The sequence below is a fragment of the Luteibacter aegosomatissinici genome, from assembly GCF_023078495.1.
GTDB classification, from domain to species: Bacteria; Pseudomonadota; Gammaproteobacteria; order Xanthomonadales; family Rhodanobacteraceae; genus Luteibacter; species Luteibacter aegosomatissinici.
In genome coordinates this window covers 398,980-414,669 of the sequence record NZ_CP095742.1, presented here as the reverse complement: position 1 = coordinate 414,669, position 15,690 = coordinate 398,980, and the positions used below count along the sequence as shown (strand labels likewise).

Sequence of the window (15,690 nt, the reverse complement as noted above, 5' to 3'; positions counted from 1 at the left end):
GCAGGCGCCTTCAGGCGACGTCGATGCCGAACGCCCGCCCCAGGGGTATGCCGTAGATCTCGGATAGCAAAGCGGTATCCAGGGCTTCCTGCGGTGGGCCATGGCGCAAGAGGGCGCCCGATGCCAGTACCGCCACCTCATCCGCATAGCGCGCGGCCAGGTTCAGGTCGTGCAGCACGGCGATCACGCCCAGGCCAAGCGCAGCACACGCACGCGCCCGGCGCAGGATGAAGTGCTGATGGGCAATATCCAGCCCGGCCTCGGGCTCGTCGAGGAGGAGCCAGCCGCCCGAACGTCCACCTTCCCACACCTGCGCCAGTACCCTGGCCAGCTGCACGCGCTGCTGCTCGCCACCGGAGAGCGCGGTATACCGGCGATCGCGCAGCTCCCAGGCGTGGGCCGCGCGCAGGGCGGCGGTAGCGATGCGCTCATCACGCGCGGCGTCCTGTACGTGGGGACTCCGGCCGAGCATGGCCACTTCCCATGCCGTGAAACCGAAGGCCAGGTCCACGCGTTGGGAGAGCATGGCGCGGTGCCGGGCCAGCTCGCGGGGGTCCCACTCGGGCAAGGGCCGGCCATGCAGGCTCACCTGCCCCGCATCGGGTCGCACGCGGCCGGCCAGTGCCCCAAGCAGGGTGCTCTTACCCGCACCGTTGGGGCCTACCAACACCAGCAGGCGCCCCGGCGATGCAGCCAACGACACGTGCCCAACAATGGTTCGCCCCTGGCGGACGATGCACACGCCCTCGGCGACCAGATCGCCACTGTTTGCCATGGTCATGACAAGGCCTCCCCCGCACGCCGGCGTAACAGCAGCCATAGGAAGAAAGGGCCACCGACCAGTGCGGTCAGGACGCCGATGGGCAATTCACCGGGTGCGACGATGGTACGTGCCAGGGCATCGGCGGCCACCAGCAGCGTCGCGCCACCCAGCGCGGACGCCGGAAGAAGAAAACGATGATCCGGCCCGCACGTCATCCGCAACAGGTGCGGAACGACGAGCCCGACAAAGCCAATGACCCCGGTGAACGCGACCGACGCACCGACCGACAGCGCGACCAGGGCCACGAGCAACGGCTGCAGGCGCTCCGGGCGAAAGCCGAGTAACGCGGCTTCGCCTTCGCCAAGCAAGAGCGCATTCAGCGCCACCGCCGCGCGCGGCACGAGCAGCAAGGGCAGCACGATCCATGGTGCGACGATGCCCAGCCGTGACCAGCTCGCGCCACCCAGGCTGCCCAGCGACCAGTAGGTGAGATCGCGCAGCTGGTTTTCATTGGCGAGATAGGTGAGCAAGCCCACGCCCGCCATGGCGATGGCGTTGATCGCCACGCCCGCCAGAAGGAGATTGGCGACCCCGGGGCGCCTGCGCCCGATCAGGAAGACTAAGGTGGTCGCCAAAAGACCGCCAACGAAGGCAAAGGCGGCGACAAGCCAGGAGCCCGATTGGCTACCCAGCACGATCGCGCCGACCGCACCGAGCGCCGCACCCGCGGAGACGCCGATGAGGCCGGGATCCGCGAGCGGGTTGCGGAACAGGCCCTGCATAGTGCCGCCGCCGGTCGCCAGCGCCGCGCCCACCATGGTGGCGAGCAACAGGCGTGGCAGGCGCAGGCCGAGGATGATCTGATCATCACCGCGCGCGGGCGCACCCGTCAGCCAACGCAGCAAGGCCCCCGCGACATCGCCCGGCGAGATGGCCATGGCACCCCGGGTAAGGCTCCAGGTCGCCGTCGCCAACAACAGTAACGCCAGCGCGCCAAGCAGGGCCTGGCGGCTGGCGCGGCGCCGTGGCAACGACGCTGCCACGCTGTTCACGGGTGCGCCCAGCGTGCCTGTAGCGCTGCCGCATTCTCGGCCGTGCGCGGGCCGAATCCGAGCAACGCCTGGCCTTCCACGAAGTAGATACGCTTCGCCTTGCCCGCTGGTGTATCGACGATACCCGGCATGCGCAGCACGCCGTCGATGCCACCGACGGCCTGCTCCTGCTCTTTCATCAACAGGATGGCATCGGGCTTCATTGCCACCAGCGCTTCCGGCGATACCGCCTTGTAACCCGGTACCTCCGCCGCGGCATTCACGCCACCCGCCAGCGTGATCGCGCGATCCGCCGCGGTATCGTGGCCCGCTGCCATCGGGCTGCCGTGCCCCGCCGACATGAGGTACACGGCGCGGGGATGGTTTGCCATCGCCGCCACCGATTTGGCGAGCGCCGCAAAGCGAGCCGCCACGTCGTTGGCCAACGCATCGGCTTCCTTCGGGTGGCCCGTGAGTTCGCCGATCTGGCGAATCTTTGCCTCGATATCTTCCGGCGAGCGCGAGGCTGGCAAGGTCTCGATGCGCACACCCGCACCGCGGATCTGCTCCATCGCCGTCGGCGGCCCGGCATCGTGCGTCGCGAGGATCAGGTCCGGACGGAGCGCGAGCACGCCTTCGGCGCTCAACTGGCGCACGTAGCCCACGTCCGGGAGCGTGCGCGCTGCCTCGGGCCACGTACTGGTGCTGTCGACGGCGGCGAGCTGGTCCTGTGCATGGATCGCGTAGATCGTCTCCGTGACATCGCCACCGAGCGACACGATGCGTGTGGCGGCCATCGCCACACCGGGAAGCGTGAGCAGCGCGACCGTTGCCGCGAGCAGGGTGCGACGGACGTTCATGCCGCCACCTCCACGGTGGCGAGCAGCGCACGCCAGTCTTCGCGCTCGGGCACGCCCGGTTTGCGCTTACCGAAGATCTGCACGATCTGCGTTCCGTCCGCGGCGTAAAGCTCGAGCGATGTAACCACGCCCTCGGGCACTGGCTTCCTCACGATCCAGCTGCTGACGATCGCATCCGTCCGCAGGTGCAGGTTGAACCCCGGGTCCATCACGTTGATCCATGGCCCGGCCATCATGATGTTGCCCACCGGCCCGGTGTGGATCTGCACCACGCCGGGCGAGCCCACGAACACCATGAGCGGTGCACCCGTCGCCGCGGCGCCCTCCAGCACGGTGCGGATCGCGCCGTCGTCCACCCGGGTAGCGAACTCATCGCCGACCAGGCGAAGCGCCTGGGTACGCGTCACCTTGTGCTTCTTCAGCATGGCGAAGAAGTCGTGGGGATCACGCAGCGCACGCCAGTGGTCGCGCAACGAGTCCACATCCACGCCGTCGTCTGCCAGGCGCTCGGGAAGCGGCTCATCGACGCTTACGATATCGATCAGTGGCGACTGTACCGCTGCCGTGTAACGGTTCAGCAGCGCACGCCACGCGGCGCGATCGGTGTGTTCGGTCAGGTAGACCTTGTGCACCGCCGCTCCATCGCCGTCGAAAAACTGCAGGCTTTCGAGCTCACGGCCACGCGAGGCCTCCTTCACGGCAAAGCCAAAACGCCAGTGACGGAGGAACAGGCGCAGGTCGATATCTTCCGCGAGCACGATACCCATCGTGCCGCCGATATCGATGTGATCGTACTGGCCGGTCTTCTCATGCACGCAGTATTCATTGCGCGTGAGTGCCATGACCGGCCCAAGCGCTGGCAGTTCGCGGATCAGGGCGGGCAACTCGCCTTCCAGGCGAATCACGCCATCCCCCACGCGGCTCGCGACCAGCGCGCCTTCGCTGACGCCCAGGCGCTGTGCGGCATCGCGGGCACGCAGGCCGGGCTCGGTTTCACGCAGGCGGCGGTAGCCATTGAGCAGCGCCGGAATATCGATTCGCGGCGCGGGGGCCGTCTGGATCTCTTGCATGGCAAGGCCTCCTTCAGAAGGTATAGCGGGCCGAAACAACGAGGGCGCGACCGGGCATGGTCAGCCGCTCAATCTGCGCATTGCGTGCCTGGGTATCGTCGATGCCACCGCCCGTCGCCACGTTGGTGAGTACGCCGCCATGCAGCGAGCCCCAATCCCAGTACTTGCGGTCGGCGATATTGGTCACGCCAGCCATCAGCTCCAACGGCTCCCACGGTTTCCAGTGCGCGTAGAGATCCAGCGTGGCGTAGCCGGGCGCACGGAACGTCGTCGTGTCGTCCAGGCGTGATTTGCGCTGCACGCCCTTGCCAATCAGCTCGGCACCCCAGGTTTTCGCGTCGTACGCGATACCCAGCGAGGCAGTGAGCGGATCGACGCTGTTGAGCGGCGACCATCCGCCTTCATAGGTCTTCTTGTCGCCCTTGGAAGCGGCAAGATTACCTTCCACGCGCCAGCCGGCCAGGGCATCGTTGAGCGCGCCGAGCATCAGGCCACCCGAGGCTTCCACACCCTTGATGGTGGCCTTGGGAAAGTTCACCGCCTGCATCACGATCAGGAGGTTCTGGTTGATCGCCCACTGCGGCCACTCGCTGCGCGGCAGCGTGTAGCCCCCGTAGATGAAGTTGCGGTAGCGGTTGTAGTAGGCGCTGGCGCTGAAGTAGCCCAGCTCGCCGTTACCGCGTACGCCGATCTCGATACCCTTGCTGGTTTCGGGCTTCAGGTTCGCATTGGGCACGATGCCGTACAGGCGCGCGGTGCCCCACGCAACGGCAAGTTCGTTGTAAAGCGGCGGACGGAAGCCCTGGCTGTAGTTACCGAACAGCTCAATGTTCTCATTCATGGCCCAGGTCACGCCCAGCTTGGGCGAGAACCGGTTCTTCTTCACGTCATCCAGGCCCTCCTGCACGAAGGAGCTCTGGTAGTACGGATCGTTCTGGTCCGGCTTGAATGCGTAGTGGTCCCAGCGCACGCCCGGGGTGATGTGCAGGCGACCGTCCACGAGCGAGATATCGTCCTGCGCGAACACCGCGTAACGGTCGGTGTCGTTGCGCGGGAAGAATCGCAGCGGATAGTTTTCAGGCATGTACGGTGAGCTGCTCGACGTGATGCCCGTGGCGATGTTGGTGCCCTGCCCGCCCAGCTGGCCGGTGGGCGTGGTGCGCGAGGCTTCGAGGCCATACGTGATGTGCTGCTGCACGCTGCCCGAATCGATCGTCTTGCCGAGGTTCAGGTGCCCGCCGAACAGCTTCTCCTGCAGGTCGCTGAGGTACAGGCGGTCGTAGGTCGCTGCGCGGGACGGCACGTTGGCGAGCGTGCGGGTCTGCGATTCGGTCTCCGACTTCTGCCAGTACGCATCCCATTCGAGCGTATCGGCGATCCCCATGTCGATCGTCGGGAAACGCTGGCCCACCGAGACACGCTGGCGGGTCGCACGGTCGTTAGCGGTGTCGGTCAGAAGCTTCGTCGTCCCGGACTGGCCGACGGCGCTCAGCACGTTGGTATCGACGTTGTTGCGATAGAAATCCGCCGTGATGCGATCTTCGCGACCGCTGGCGGCCACGTGCACGTACTTGGCCAGGATGCTGGTGGTGTTCTGGGTCAGCGGATCGGGGCGGGTGCGGGTGTAGTCCTGCGTCGCGACATCGCCCTTGTTGCCGAGGTCATGGCCTTCTACGTGGTTCGCGACGATCACCAGGCCGTTATCGGGCCGCCCGCCTGCCAGCGTGAGCGACGTGCCGAGCGAACGGTCGGCACTGTCGTAGCGCTCACGCACCGACACGTAGGTATCCTTGCCGTCCTTCAGGTAGTCCGCCGGGTCTTTCGTGGTGTAGCGCACCGTGCCGCCGAGCGAATCCGACGGATTCAAAGCGGAAGCCGGGCCACGGGTGATTTCCACGGCCTTGAGCGTGTCCGGATCGACGAAGCTGCGGCCCGCGCGCATGCCGGTGGTCGAGAAGCCGAACGAACTGGACGCCGGCACGCCGTCGGTAAGGATCGAGACGCGGTTACCGTCCAGACCGCGGATGTTGTAGCTATCCAGGCCCCAACGGCCGGCGGTGCCCACCACGGAAACACCCGGCTCGTACTTCACTAGGTCACGGATAGTCGCCACGAGGTGGCGATCCATCTTTTGACGATCGATGACGGTGACCGTGGCCGGTACGTCGAACCGCAGCGACGACCCGATGGCCGTCACGGTGATGCGCGGCAGATCATCGGTGGTCGTAGCGGCGATAGGCGCCGCAGGTACATCCGCTGCGTGCGCGGCGCTGGCACAGAGGAGCGCCGCGCCCACGGCTGCGGCGAGGAGGTTTTTCCGGGTTGTGAACACGTGGATCGTCCTTCGCTAGGCACACCACCCCAGGGGTGGTGCGTATCGGGAGCTTGCGAAGGAGGAACGTGCCTCCGGGCTGGCGGCCGGGGTTATCGGGGAGTCGTTCGCCGCCTCTTCATGAGCGGTCGCCGCCTAGTTTATTGAGAATGGCTCGCATTCGCAATATGAGACGATACTCACACTTCGATACGGGCCGCGGTCTCGGGATCAAAGAAATGCAGGCGTTCGGCGTGGAAGCCCAACCCGACGTCGCTACCCGGCTGGATCGACGAATGCGGCGGTACCCGCGAGACGAGTTCATCACCGGCGTGACGCATGTTGAGGAACACTTCGTTACCCACCGGCTCCACCACTTCGACATGGGCGCGCAAGCGCTCGTCGATGCCGGCATGATCGGCGACGGTGAGCAGATCCTCGGGGCGCAGGCCCACGATCAACGGCTTGTCGAGGTACGGCGCCAGGGCAGGCGAGTCCACGCCAAGGGTGATGCTGCCTTCGGGCATGACCAGGCGCAGCCCGTCTTCGCGACGCAGCGTGCCGTGGAACAGGTTCATGGCCGGGCTGCCAAGGAAACCCGCCACGAAAAGGTTCGCCGGCTTGTTGTACAGGTTCATCGGCGTATCGAGCTGCTGGATGACACCACCGTTCAACACCACGATGCGCTGGCCCAGCGTCATCGCTTCGATCTGGTCGTGGGTGACGTAGACCATGGTCGCGCCAACGCGGCGATGGATGCGGGCGATCTCCACGCGCGTGGAAAGGCGCAGCTTGGCATCGAGGTTCGACAGCGGTTCGTCGAGCAGGAACACCGATGGGTCCCGCACGAGCGCGCGGCCAAGCGCGACGCGCTGGCGCTGCCCGCCCGAGAGCGCGGCGGGGCGATGGTCCAGGCGTTCGTTCAGGCCGAGCATGTCGGAGGCGGTTGCGACGCGCTTATCGATCTCGGCCTTGTCGACGCCACGCAGCCGCAAACCAAACCCAAGGTTCTCGCGAACGGTCATGTGCGGGTAAAGCGCGTAGTTCTGGAACACCATCGCGATGTCGCGATCCTTCGGCGCCACATCGTTCACTACGCGATCGCCGATGCTCATCGTGCCCCCGGAAATGGACTCCAGGCCAGCGATCATGCGCAGCAGCGTGGTCTTGCCGCAGCCCGAAGGGCCCACCAGCACCAGCAGCTCGCCATCGGCGATCTCGAAGCTCGCTTCTTTCAGCGCGACGTGGCCGTTGGGGTAAACCTTGCGCACCTTGTCGAGGCGGACTGCTGCCATCAAAACTCTCCGGTAGGAACCCGGCCGGCAGGCGAAGGCCTGCCATCGGACTGGGTGATGGGGTATTCTGCCAACGTAATCGTTTACGTCAAAGTGTCGGATCCACGGCCCCATACAGGACTCCCCGGCCGTGTCAACGGAGTGAAGAGCAAACCGTCACTAGACGACAGCCCCCGCAAGAGGCACCCTTGCGGGCTTCCGTGACACGACAGGTTTCCCATCATGGCCAACGTTAGCGCCGCGGCGCCGACCCTGCTCGCCGACCTCGGCGGCACGAATGTCCGGTTTGGCATCGCCCATCCCGAAGCCGATCAGCCGCTTATCCAGGAAAGCATCCGGTGCTACCACGTGAAGGATTACGCCTCGCTGGCCGACGCCGCGAAGCAGTACTTCAAGGAAACCGGGCACGAGGCGCAGCGCGCCATCATCGCCGCCGCCGGCCGTATCGATAACGGTGAGACGGTAAAGGTCACGAACAACCCGTGGGCCATTTCCGCCCATAAGCTCGCTGCCGAGCTGGACCTGGAATGGGTCCACCTGGTCAACGATTTCGCCGCGCAGTCCATGGCGGTGATGTTGATGAGCCCGGACAAGGTGGTCGATGACAAGGGCAACACCGAGCTCATGCGCGTGGGCAACCCCGCCGTGCCGCGCATTGGCGCGAAGGAAGAACAGACCTTCGTCGTCGTCGGCCCGGGCACCGGCCTCGGCGTGGGCGGCCTGCTCATCCGTGGCGACAAGGTCAGCGTGCTGCAGACCGAAGGTGGCCACGCTGGCTTCGCCGCGCATAGCGCCGAAGATATCGAGATCCTGAAGGTACTGAACCTGCGTTACGGCCGCGTCTCGAACGAGCGCCTGATCAGCGGCGGCGGCCTGCAGAATCTGTACGAAGCCATCTGCGAAATCTCCGGCCAGAAGCCGGAAGAAGGCATCACGCCCGAGCTCATCACGAAGCGCGCCACCGATGGCTCGTGCCCGATGTGCCTGCGCGCGGTCGAAACCTTCGCCGGCATCTTCGGCAGCGTCGCTGGCGACCTGGTCCTGACCCTGGGCGCATGGGATGGCGTGTACCTGACCGGCGGCATGACCCCGATCCTGCTGCCGTGGATCCAGAAGCATTTCCGCGAGCGCTTCGAAGCCAAGGGCCGCTTCCGCGACACCATGGAAGCCGTGCCCACCCAGGCCATCATGAACCCGGAGCCGGGCCTCATCGGTGGCGCGGCACTGGCGATCGTCGAAGCCGGCGGTACGCCGCTGCGCCGCTGACCTAGCTACTGATCGCGCGCAAGCGCGCTCCTACAGGAGCGTATGCAGCGCGCGATGCCCGCGTAGGAGTGTGCTTGCGCGCGACCCACCCACGAAGCGGCGAGCCTCTTCAGCTCGCCGGGGCGAGCAGCGCATCCAGGTCGCTTTCGTCGAAGCTCAGGCGTTCGCGGCTGCCGCCACCTTCAAGCACTGCATCGGCGAGTTCGGCCTTGCGGGCCTTCAGCTCCTCGATTCGCTCTTCCACCGTGCCTGCGGTGATCAGGCGGTAGACGAACACCGGCTTGTCCTGGCCGATGCGGTGCGCGCGATCGCTGGCCTGCGCTTCGGCCGCCGGGTTCCACCACGGGTCGTAGTGGATTACGGTATCGGCCGCCGTGAGGTTAAGGCCGACGCCGCCGGCTTTCAGCGACAGCAGGAACAGCGGCACTTCACCGTCCTGGAAGCGCTGCACGGGCTCCGCGCGGTCGCGTGTTTCGCCGGTGAGCGTGACGTAGCTCAGGCGGCGGCGATCGAGCTCGCTGGCGATGAGCTTGAGCATCTCGGTGAACTGGCTGAACAACAGTACGCGGCGGCCTTCTGCAAGCAGCGCCGGCAGCATGTCCATCAGCAGTTCGAACTTGGCCGATTCGCGCACGCCGCGCGCGGCTTCCAGTTTCACCAGGCGCGGATCGCAGCAGACCTGGCGCAGCTTCAGCAGCGCATCGAGCACGACGATACCGCTGTGGGCGATACCGCGCTGCGCGATGACCTCGCGCAGTTCCTCAGCCAGCGACAGGCGCAGGCTCTCGTACAGATCGCGCTGGCGCGGCTCCATGACGACGCGGCGGGTAATCTCGGTTTTGGCCGGCAGTTCGGACGCAACCTGCGCCTTCGTACGGCGCAGGATGAACGGGGCGATGCGCCGGTTAAGGCGTTCCTGCACCGCGGTGTCCTGGTGTTTTTCAATCGGCGCGCGGTAATGGCGGCGGAACGCACCTTCATCGCCGAGCAACCCAGGCACTGCCAGGTCGATCTGCGACCATAGCTCGCCCAGGTGATTTTCCAGCGGCGTGCCGGTGAGACACAGGCAACGCGGGATCTTCAACGCAAGCAACGCGCGACGTGCCTGCGTACGCGGGTTCTTTACCTGCTGCGCTTCATCGAGCACCACCAGCGAGAACGGCTGCTTCTTCAGCGCCTCGACGTCGCGTGGCAACAGCGCGTATGTCGTGAGGATGACGTCGTTTTCCGCCATGCGCGTGAAGGTTTCGGCGCGCTGCGGGCCGTGCAAGGCAAGCAGGCGCAAGCTCGGTGCGAAGCGCGCCACTTCGGAAACCCAGTTCGGCACGAGGCTGGTCGGCACCACGACAAGCGCGGGCGCCTCGAGCTGGCCGCTCTCCTTCAGCGCGAGAAGGTGGGTTATGAGCTGCAGCGTCTTGCCCAGGCCCATGTCGTCGGCGAGCACACCGCCGGTGCCCGCTTCGGCGAGTGCGTTCATCCAGCGCAGGCCGTCGCGCTGGTAGCCACGCAACTCGGCCTGCAGCAGTTCGGGCACGGCATCGCTCGCGCGCTCCGCGGCATCGCGCAGGCGCTTGGTGAAACCGCGCAGCCGCTCCGGTGCTTCGAACGAACCGCCGCTCGGCAGTGCCTGTACCAGTTCTTCAAGACGGCCAGCCTGCACGCGCGGCAGATGCAATTGCTGGCGTGGCTTTTCGAGGTATTCGGCCAGCGGCGCGAGCAGGTCGCGCAGTTCTTTCAGGCGAACCGGCACGCGGCGGCGATCATCCACCGGTGCGTACCACACGGAATCTTCGGCCTCGCCCGGCAGGGGGCTAAGGCTGAGCTGATGTTCGGCGAGCGCCTGCGCCACGGCGGGCAGCAGGTTCACCCGGCGGCCTTCCACCTCGATGCCGATTTCCAGGTCGAATGCGCGGTCGGCATCGTCTTCGCGAGCCTGGCCGTACCAGTGCACGGGGCCTTCCAGCACTTCGAACGGAAAGCTGGGTGCGTAATCGAGCAGGAAGCCATCGGCTTCCAGTTTCGGTCGCAGCGCGAGCCAGCGCGCCGGCGTGTTTACTTCAAGCGCCCCCGCGTACCCCTTGCCTGGGAACAGCCACGCATCGTCAGGGAGCGTATCGGCCATGTCCCACGGCAGACCCTCGGTATCCACCGCCGGGTTGAGGCCGGCGGTCTCCAGGCTCTCCATGCTGGCAAGTTCTTCGGCACGACGGCGGGTGATTTCCAGCAGCACGCCGTTGCGCACACGGCGCACCAGCGGCTCGCCGCCACGACCGGGCAGGCGCTCGCCCGCGTAGTCGAAGGACAGGCGGCCATAAGCCAGCGGCGGCGTACCGGCCGCCAGGCGTGCGTGGCGGGTGAGCGCGTGCAATGTAAGCACGGGGCGCGGCGATACCTCCGCGCGGCGCATCTCGCCGAACACCTGCGGGGCGGGAACGCGAGAACCCACGCCAGCCGAGCCCATGCCCGACACGAACGTACCGGTGCTTTCGGGTGGCAGGGGCGGAAGGTCCAGCCACGCGCTTTCTGCCGGGTCGCCTTCCAGCGGGCCCACTTCCGCGTGCTCGGCATCCAGGAACCACAGCGTGCCGACGCGGAACAGCCGCTGGCTAGATGGGACATCCGGAAGCAGTTTCTGGCCGCCGTCTTTCTCGACATTCCAGCGCCAGCGCAAGGCATGGGGTGCGCCGCGCGACAGGCGCAGCCCCGCCACGCCACCGAAAAAACAAGGCGCGGAATCCAGGACCTCGGTGAGCAGCTGGTCGCCCAGCGGGCCAGCGAAACGGGCGTAACTGCGGCTCTTGCGCAAGGTTTGCGGCAAGCCCAGCACCGTGGCGGCAAGGCGCTTCTCGGCAACGCTGAGAACGGATTCGGGGAGGTGCCGGCTATCCAGCGGCAGGGGCCGGGAGAACCGGCCATCCTCGCTGAGCGTGAGCAGGACAGGGGCGACATCCAGCCGCGCGGCGGGCTCGTGGTCGTCGTTTACACCTTCGAGGAAGAAACCAAGGACCGTGCGATCCGTGGCGGCCGCCGGGGCCGGCGCCGGCGCAATGCCGCCCATGGCCCGCTGCCAGGCCACCGGCAGGTCGCCTGCCGGCCCGTTTCGCCTGCGCTTTTCGTCCGGTTGATGCATCCGTGTCGGTCCCGCCTGCGCGACCAAAACAGGAAGCTTAGCAAAGGGACCGTGACGTGCCCGTAGGACTTTTTACCCGGGACCGGCCCGGTTCAGCGAACGGCGTGGCGTCCGGGGGCTAGCCCCGGCGGTTGGCGAACAGATCGACCGGGTATTCCGCCTTCTGCTCGCGGCCCATCAGGCGGCGCACGCCTTCCTCCGGCGTGACCTTGCCGTGGAGGACATCGCGGACGGCCGCGGAAATCGGCAGATCGAGGCCGTGGGCGACCGCGAGCCGGTCCACCTCATCGGCCGTCACCACGCTTTCGACCACCTGGCCGATCTGGCGGATGGCTTCCTGCAGCGGAATGCCCTTGCCCAGTGCCAGGCCCAGCCGACGGTTACGGGACAGATCGCCCGTGCAGGTCAGCACCAGGTCGCCCAGGCCGGCCAGGCCCATCAGGGTCTCGGCGCGAGCGCCAAGCGCTACGCCCAGGCGCAGCATCTCGTTCATGCCTCGGGTAATCAGGCCAGCGCGGGCGTTCAGGCCCAGCTCCATGCCATCGGCCACACCGGTGGCCACCGCCAGCACGTTCTTCATGGCACCACCGAGCTCGGCACCCAGGATGTCGTGGCCGGTGTAGGCACGGAAATTCGGAGCATGCAGCAGCACGGCCAGTTCCTTGCCGAACGCCTCATCGGTGGCATGCACCGTGACAGCGCTGGGCAGGCCCGCCGTGACCTCGCGGGCGAACGACGGCCCGGTGACCACCGCGGCAGGGTGGCCGGGGAGCTTTTCGTTGACCAGTTCGTGCAGGAACCGCCCCGTACCTGTCTCGAAACCCTTGGTAGCCCAGGAGATGCGGGCGCCCGGATCGAGCATCGGGATGATCTCGTCGAGCACCGACGCAAAGGCGTGGCTGGGCACCACGATGAGCACGATCGCCGCGCCGCGCAGGACGGTGGCAAGGTCGGCCTCGTACGAGAGCTCGGGCGGGAGATCCAGATCCGGCAGGTAACGCAGGTTGCGCCGCGCCGCGGCCATCTCGGCCAGGGCAGCGGCGTCACGTCCCCACAGGCGCGTGGGGACGTCATTGCGCGCCAGCAACGCGGCCAGCGCGGTGCCCCAGGACCCGGCGCCGAGGACGGCGACGGTGGGTCGGGAAGGAGCGGTCACGGCTTAGCTGTTGAGCGAATGGGTACCGGCGCCTTCGACCTGCTGGCGCTGCTGCTCGGCGTACAGGGCATCGAAGTTGATCGGCTGCAGGAGGAACGGCGGGAAGCCACCTTCCTGGATCATGGCCGAGACCATCTGGCGGCCGTACGGGAACAGCAGGTTCGGGCAGTACGAGCCCAGGATGCCGTCGCGGTCTTCGTCAGTGAAGCCGGCGATGCCGAAGATACCGGCCTGGTGCACTTCCGCCAGGTAGGCGGTGCGCTCGCCCAGGGCGCAGGTCAGGGTCAGCGAGAGCACCACTTCGAACAGATCGTTGCCGAGATCCACGGCCTTGTGGCCCAGGTTCAGCTGGACCTGGGGCTGGGCCTCGGTCTCGCCCATTTCCTGGAAGATCTGCGGCGCATTGGGCGCTTCGAAGGAGGCATCCTTCACGTAGATCTTCTGCAGAACGAGCTGGGGCTGGCCGGCCTGGCCGTTGGCGTTGAACTCTGCCATGGGTGTGGTCCTCGAAAATTGCGTCGTTGGGTAAGGATTCACGCCAGCGGCGCGAAAGCCGGGATTGTTTCACACAACCCGGGCAAGCGCACATCCGGCTTGCGTGAAGGGGCCGGTATCTGGGAGAATGCCCGGCTTCCCTATGCCAACCCGCTTTGTCGGGCAGGTCCTTCACGCGATGTGGGCCTCGAACTGGCGGAAGCGCTCCATCTCCAGCCATCGCGTGGCACCCCTGTTTCCACGGGCCGTGCTGCTGGGCCGTCACCACCCTGGCCAAAGGGCGGTCCAACCGAATCTATAAGGAGGCCACATGGCCCGTAGATGCCAAGTCACCAATAAGGGTGTGCAGACCGGTAACAACGTCTCGCATGCGAACAACAAGACCCGTCGCCGCTGGTTGCCGAACCTGCACGAGCGTCGCTTCTGGGTCGCCAGCGAAGGCCGTTGGGTCAAGCTGCGCGTTTCTAACCACGCCCTGCGCACCATCGACAAGAACGGCATCGAAGCCGTGCTGGCCGACCTCCGTGCCCGTGGCGAGAAGATCTAAGGAGTCCGACAATGGCTGGCAAGCGCGATAAAATTCGCCTGATCTCCTCCGCGGGTACCGGGCACTTCTACACCACGGACAAGAACAAGAAGAACACGCCGGAAAAGATGGAGATCAAGAAGTACGATCCCGTCGTCCGCAAGCATGTGATCTACAAGGAAGGCAAGATCAAGTAATTGATCTTCGAAGAACCCGCCGCAAGGCGGGTTTTTTTTCGCCTCCGTGCGGGCAGGGGCGTGAGTCGCCCGCTACTGCGGGCTGTGAGTCGGCCACTGCGTGGCCTGTGAATCGTCAGTAGATTCGCAAGAATGAGGTCCGCGACTTTGCTGACGATTAACAGGCCGCATCACGGCCGACTTACAGGCTGCGCAGCAGGCGACTTACGCCTTACGCCCTATATCTACCAAAGAAAAGGCCCGCCGAAGCGGGCCTTAACCTGGCTAACGGAGTGCGTTACCTCACGCACCGACCGCCGAATAGCCCTTCAGCCGCTGCGCGAATTGCTGCAGCGAACGAATGCCGCTCTCTTCCGCTTCGTGGATCCACTGTTGCAGGGCGCTGAGCGCCTTGTCCGCACCACGCTCTTCCATCAGTGCCACCAGGCGGGCACGGAAATCGCACACCGTCTGTAGCGCGGGGCGATTGGCCAGCGCGGCATGCATGCGTTCGCGGGCATCGTTATCCAGCCAGCGGCCGCCATCGGCCAGCGCACGACGCATACGGCGCGGGATCGCCTTCATGCGATCACCCGCCTGCTCCACCTCTTCACGCATGGTCGGCAGGATGACGTTGCGGTAGTAGTCGGTGGTGGCCTGGAAACGCAGCGTAAGCACACCCTTCAGCGTTTCTGCGTCAGGCAGGTGCACGTTCGGGCGAATGTTCAGCGTAGGCGCCACGCGCAGGACCTTGGCGAGGCCCACGGCACGCAGCGTGCAGATCATGGTCCAGCCAATATCGAACTCCCACTTGCGCAGGGCGAACTTGGCCGAGCTCGGGAAGGCATGATGGTTGTTGTGCAGCTCTTCGCCACCGATCCAGAAACCCCACGGCGAAATGTTCGTCGCCGTGTCGCTACTTTCGAAGTTGCGATAGCCCCACCAGTGGCCGATGCCGTTGACGAAGCCAGCCGCCCAGAACGGAATCCACAGCATCTGCACGGCCCACAGCGCCATGCCGATCACGCCAAACAGCGAAAGGTCGATGACGGCCATGAGCACGGGCCCCCAGTACGGGTGCTTGCCGAACACGTTGCGTTCAAACCAGTCATCCGGCGTACCGCGGCCGTACTTCTCCATGTCGGCCTTGTTGTAGCTGGCCTCGCGATACAACGACACGCCGTCGAGGAACACCTTCTTGATGCCGAAGATCTGCGGGCTGTGCGGATCTTCCTCGGTCTCGACCTTCGCATGGTGCTTGCGGTGGATGGCAACCCACTCCTTCACCACCATGCCGGTGGTGAGCCAGCCCCAGAAACGGAAGAAGCCGTTGAGGGTCCAGTGAAAATCCACGCCGCGATGGGTGGCGCTACGGTGGTAATACAGCGTCACCGTGAAGATGGTGAGCTGGGTGACCACGAGCATGTAGACCACGATCTCGCCCCACGTCGCGTGGGTGAGGCCGTTGGCCAGGAAGTCGAGCACCGTGTCGAACATCGAGTCGTTACCGCTTGGGCAGTGAAGGGGATGTACAGTTGTGCAGTCTATATCCGGCATTCCATACCCACCAGCACGGATCGCGGCAAATTGTGAAGCCCATGGTTGTGGGAA

General features: G+C 65.8%; 13 protein-coding genes. 3 read left to right on the top strand and 10 right to left on the bottom strand.

The features are described from left to right. Positions 1–10: 10 nt before the first annotated feature. The 6 genes from L2Y97_RS01885 to L2Y97_RS01860 all read right to left on the bottom strand — a co-directional run bounded on the left by L2Y97_RS01885 (position 11) and on the right by L2Y97_RS01860 (position 7,330). On the bottom strand, positions 11–781 hold the full coding sequence (locus L2Y97_RS01885; RefSeq protein ID WP_247432242.1) for a heme ABC transporter ATP-binding protein: 771 nt from the start codon (positions 779–781) through the stop codon (positions 11–13). Continuing rightward, positions 778–1,815 carry a FecCD family ABC transporter permease gene (locus L2Y97_RS01880; RefSeq protein WP_247432239.1) on the bottom strand — a complete coding sequence of 346 codons (1,038 nt, stop codon included), beginning with the start codon at positions 1,813–1,815 and terminating at the stop codon, positions 778–780. Before L2Y97_RS01880 ends, L2Y97_RS01885 begins: the two co-directional genes overlap by 4 nt. Then, a complete protein-coding gene (locus L2Y97_RS01875) occupies positions 1,812–2,654 on the bottom strand; it encodes a heme/hemin ABC transporter substrate-binding protein (RefSeq protein WP_247432238.1) in 843 nt (280 codons plus the stop codon). The genes L2Y97_RS01880 and L2Y97_RS01875 overlap by 4 nt, the downstream gene beginning before the upstream one ends. After that, the gene (locus tag L2Y97_RS01870; protein WP_247432235.1) at positions 2,651–3,724 is read right to left on the bottom strand and encodes a hemin-degrading factor; all 1,074 of its coding nucleotides are present in this window, start codon (positions 3,722–3,724) and stop codon (positions 2,651–2,653) included. The genes L2Y97_RS01875 and L2Y97_RS01870 overlap by 4 nt, the downstream gene beginning before the upstream one ends. A 13-nt stretch (positions 3,725–3,737) precedes the next feature. Beyond that, positions 3,738–6,056 carry a TonB-dependent hemoglobin/transferrin/lactoferrin family receptor gene (locus L2Y97_RS01865; protein WP_247432232.1) on the bottom strand — a complete coding sequence of 773 codons (2,319 nt, stop codon included), beginning with the start codon at positions 6,054–6,056 and terminating at the stop codon, positions 3,738–3,740. Between the two features lie 179 nt (positions 6,057–6,235). Then, positions 6,236–7,330: an ABC transporter ATP-binding protein gene (locus L2Y97_RS01860; protein ID WP_247432230.1), complete on the bottom strand. Its 1,095-nt coding sequence runs from the start codon at positions 7,328–7,330 to the stop codon at positions 6,236–6,238. Positions 7,331–7,552: 222 nt separating this feature from the next. Here L2Y97_RS01860 and glk point away from each other — a divergent pair, with 222 nt between their 5' ends. Then, positions 7,553–8,596, top strand: coding sequence for a glucokinase (gene glk / locus L2Y97_RS01855; RefSeq protein WP_247432229.1), 1,044 nt, complete (start codon positions 7,553–7,555; stop codon positions 8,594–8,596). Positions 8,597–8,705: 109 nt separating this feature from the next. On the opposite strand, the gene L2Y97_RS01850 is transcribed toward glk, so the two are convergent. The 3 genes from L2Y97_RS01850 to secB all read right to left on the bottom strand — a co-directional run bounded on the left by L2Y97_RS01850 (position 8,706) and on the right by secB (position 13,377). Further along, entirely contained in the window at positions 8,706–11,726 is a 3,021-nt protein-coding gene (locus tag L2Y97_RS01850; protein WP_247432227.1) for a DEAD/DEAH box helicase, read from the bottom strand. Between the two features lie 118 nt (positions 11,727–11,844). Next, positions 11,845–12,882, bottom strand: coding sequence for an NAD(P)H-dependent glycerol-3-phosphate dehydrogenase (locus L2Y97_RS01845; protein WP_247432224.1), 1,038 nt, complete (start codon positions 12,880–12,882; stop codon positions 11,845–11,847). Positions 12,883–12,885: 3 nt separating this feature from the next. Then, positions 12,886–13,377, bottom strand: coding sequence for a protein-export chaperone SecB (gene secB, locus L2Y97_RS01840; RefSeq protein ID WP_247432222.1), 492 nt, complete (start codon positions 13,375–13,377; stop codon positions 12,886–12,888). Positions 13,378–13,687: 310 nt separating this feature from the next. Here secB and rpmB point away from each other — a divergent pair, with 310 nt between their 5' ends. Both rpmB and rpmG read left to right on the top strand, forming a co-directional pair. Further along, complete coding sequence (gene rpmB, locus L2Y97_RS01835; RefSeq protein ID WP_139979130.1) at positions 13,688–13,924, top strand: 50S ribosomal protein L28; 237 nt, start codon at positions 13,688–13,690, stop codon at positions 13,922–13,924. An 11-nt stretch (positions 13,925–13,935) separates the two neighbouring features. Continuing rightward, positions 13,936–14,100, top strand: a complete 165-nt coding sequence (rpmG, locus tag L2Y97_RS01830) for a 50S ribosomal protein L33 (protein ID WP_216156718.1) — start codon at positions 13,936–13,938, stop codon at positions 14,098–14,100. Between the two features lie 282 nt (positions 14,101–14,382). On the opposite strand, the gene L2Y97_RS01825 is transcribed toward rpmG, so the two are convergent. Further along, positions 14,383–15,576, bottom strand: a complete 1,194-nt coding sequence (locus L2Y97_RS01825) for a DesA family fatty acid desaturase (protein WP_247432219.1) — start codon at positions 15,574–15,576, stop codon at positions 14,383–14,385. Positions 15,577–15,690: the final 114 nt, after the last annotated feature.